At 72.4% G+C, this 3,378-nt stretch carries 2 protein-coding genes; both read right to left on the bottom strand.

Translation table 11 applies throughout. The features are described from left to right. Positions 1 to 54: 54 nt before the first annotated feature. Positions 55 to 771, bottom strand: coding sequence for a PEP-CTERM sorting domain-containing protein (locus E2C05_RS30090; RefSeq protein ID WP_133223297.1), 717 nt, complete (start codon positions 769 to 771; stop codon positions 55 to 57). Between the two features lie 837 nt (positions 772 to 1,608). Then, positions 1,609 to 3,183 carry an ABC transporter substrate-binding protein gene (locus E2C05_RS30095; protein WP_133223298.1) on the bottom strand — a complete coding sequence of 525 codons (1,575 nt, stop codon included), beginning with the start codon at positions 3,181 to 3,183 and terminating at the stop codon, positions 1,609 to 1,611. Positions 3,184 to 3,378 lie beyond the last annotated feature (195 nt).

A 3,378-nucleotide genomic window follows, 5' to 3' on the forward strand; every position in this document is an offset into this window, starting at 1 on the left:
CCCGCCCCGGGCGATGGCTCGCGCCGCCGGCGGCGCCGCGAGCCCTCGCCCGCCTCAGGCCGCGCGGCGGCGGCGGGCGATGCCCAGCATGCCCAGCAGGCCGGCGCCCAGCAGGGCTGCGGTCGCCGGTTCCGGGATGATGGTGCCGTTGGTGGCGAAGATGTAGCCGAAGGCCGCGCCGCCCGGCGGGAAGGCCGCGCTGGTCGAGCCGCCGGCATCGCCCGTGCCCGGCAGGTACAGGGCGCCGAACAGGTTGGGGTTGATCGGGGTGCTGACGGTCGGCGGCGCCGGGACCTTCACCTCCTGCGCGAAGCGCGTGGTCGGCAGGTCGAGGATGCCGGCGAGGGCGCCGACGTTGCGGAACAGCGTGTCGATGTTCCGGCCGGAATTGTAGGCGACGCCGGGGCCGCTGAAGACGCCGGCGGGCGTGGCGAGCGACGCGTTGAAGAAATTGGCGATGCCGTAGATCGTGCCGTTCTTCGTGCCGTCGCTGGTGATGAACAGGTAGCCCTCGTTGATCGAGAGCGAGCCGGACGGCGAGGACGGGAAGGTGAAGACGCGGATCGTGGCGGTGTCCGGCGCCGTGCCGAGGGTCACCGGGGTGCCCTGGTTGAGCTGCACCGTCCGGGGACCGCCCGGGATGACATTGGTGGTCACCGTGCCGGTGCGGTCGAAGGCGGTCAGGATCAGGCCGGCGGCCTGGGCGGTCTGCGTGCCGAAGAGGGTGGCGCCGGCGATGAGCCCGGCGCCGATCAGGCGGGCGAACTGCATGGTGGGATGCTCCAATGCCTGGTTGCGATAGGTCGCTCAGCGCGCGATCTCATTCCTGCGACAACTCGATGAAATCGTGACGCCGGAGGGATTCATTAACGAAATCCTAACCGTCCCGCCACACTGAATTGTGATCATCAATGGCTTATTTTTGATTTGCAAAACTGCGAAATATGCCCACGTCGCTTGGCGTATTCATCAGGCAGAGGGGCAGTTTCCGGCCTTCGCGGCGGGTTTCCGCCCGGCGGGCCTCGCGCGGCGCCGCCCTGGCCAAGGGCATGGCGACGCGGCACCTGGCTGAATCCCGGGACGGCAAGGTCGCCTCGGCCCGGCCCCGATCGCGGAGAGCAATTTCAGGCAACCCCTTGTGTCGCATGGGTTGCGCTCGCCCAGGGCCGGGGGCGGTTGGTGCGTATCGGGGGCGTGGGCAGGGGGCGGGGCGGTCCGCATGGGCCGGACCCGCGGCTGGCATCCTGACAGGCCGGCACCCGCGGCGAGCCGCCGGCGCCAGGGCGCATCGCATCCAGAATCCTGGATACGTCCCGCGTCATCACGTCTTCGTGGGAAATCGCCACACAGCTTCGCCGGGCAGCCAAAAATTTGGCCGATCGGCGCCCAGTCGGACCGGTGCGGCGGGGGCTGGCGCGGCGCCGGATGCGCCCCCGGAGGCCCGGCAGCGGACCCGGTCACCCCTCGGCCGGGGCGAGCCCGAGGGGAAGGGCGCCGGCCTGCCGCGACATGCCGGCGCCGCGCCCGGCCGCATGCCCGGTCGCGCGGCGGCATCGCCGCCGGCGGGCGGCGCAGGCCACGGGGTTCAGGGGATCCGGCGAATCGGGCTCAGCCGCCGGGCGCCGGGCGGGCCAGCCGAGGCTCGGTCAGGTTCGGCGGGCTCGGCTCGTAGACCACCCGGTCGCGCCGGCCGGCCCAGGCATTCTTCAGGTTGATCACCGGAATCAGGCCCTTGTCGTCCAGCAGCGCCCGCGCCGCCTCCTGCGTCAGGGCACGCCGCCGCGCCTCGTCCATGCTGGTCAGCGCCTGGGCGAGCGGCCCGTCCACCGCCGGGTTGGAATAGCGCTGCCGGTTGAAGGGGCCATGCCCCAGCTCCGGGTTGCGGGTCATCGCCACCTGGCGCAGCGGGTTGAGCGTCAGGTAGCTGCTGAAATAGGTCATGAATATCGAGAAGTCGCGGTTGGTCGCCCGGGTGAACAGGTTGGCCGGCGGCAGCGCCTGCACCTGCGTCTCGATCCCGACGCGCGCCAGCGCCTGGGCCAGCGCCTGCAGCAGGTTGTCGTCCGACGGGAAGAAGCCGTTCGGCCCATGGATGGTTAGGCGGAAGCCCTGGGGGTAGCCGGCCTCGGCCAGCAGCGCCCGCGCCCGCGCCGGGTCGAAGGGGAGGGGCCCCAGGCCTTCCAGCCGGTGCTCCGCGGCCGGCGCGGCGAACTGGTCGGCCGGCGACGCCATGCCGCTATACAGCCGTTCCGCGATCTGCTGCCGCGGGATGGCGAGCGAGATCGCCTCCCGCACCCGCCGGTCGGCCAGCGGGTTGGCCGGCAGCGGCCTGCCCTGGCGGTCGGTGACGAAGGGCGAGGTCTCCCGCATCGCATCCGGCGCCAGGTAGACGAAGGTGATGCTGTCGATGCGGAACAGCGCGAAGCGGCGATCCTGCTCCAGCCGCGGGATGTCCTGGATCGGGACGTAGTCGATCAGGTCCACCTCGCCGGCCAGCAGCGCCGCGGTGCGGGCCCCGGGCTGCGGGATGAAGCGGTAGACCACGCGGTCCCAGGGCTCGGCCGGGCCGTACCACGCCTCGTTCCGCGCCAGCTCCAGCCGCTCCCCCATCCGCCAGTCGACGAAGCGGTAGGGGCCGGTGCCGACCATGAGCTTCCCGCTGTTGAACTCGGCGGTCTGCGGGTTCGGCCCATGGATCCGCTGGGAGAGGATGACCGGCCCGGCCATGTCGAACCGCATGAGCGGGTTCGGCTCCCGCGTGCGGAGCAGCACCGTCTCCCGGTCCACCACCTCCACCGCCGCGATGCTGCGCACCGCGGGCGTGAACAGCGCCGGGCTGTTCGGTACGGTGGGGACGCGGGCGAAGGTGAAGGCGATGTCCTCCGCCGCGAAGGGCGTGCCGTCATGGAAGCGGGCGTCGGTGTTGAGCTTCACCTCCCAGGTCAGGTCGTCCAGCATGCGCAGGCTGCGCGCCAGGCGCGGCTGGAATTCGGCGCGGGTGTCGAGCTCGATCAGCGGCTCGAACACCATGCGGGCGATCTGGTTGTTGTTCTGGGTGTTGTGGTAGTGCGGGTCGAGCGCGCTGGGCGGCGTCTGCGCGCCGATGGTCAGCAGGCGCTGCGCCGCGGCCGGCGCGGCCGCGATCAGGGCGGCAAGCAGGCCCGCCGCGAGCTTCCGATGCATGGACACCTCCCGCGGGCCGGTCTGGCGCCGGCCGCGCGCGGGAAGGCTGCGGTGCGCCGCCGGGCGGCGTCAAGCGCGATGCCGGCCGCCGCCCTGGCGGTGCCGGGCCATTGCGCTGCGGACAGGCGCGGTCGCCGGCGGCAACCGCACCGGCGCATCCGCGAAGGCCCGGCGCCAGGCGGCCGGCATGGATGC

The organism is Paracraurococcus ruber, assembly GCF_004353985.1.
Taxonomy (GTDB): Bacteria; Pseudomonadota; Alphaproteobacteria; order Acetobacterales; family Acetobacteraceae; genus Paracraurococcus; species Paracraurococcus ruber.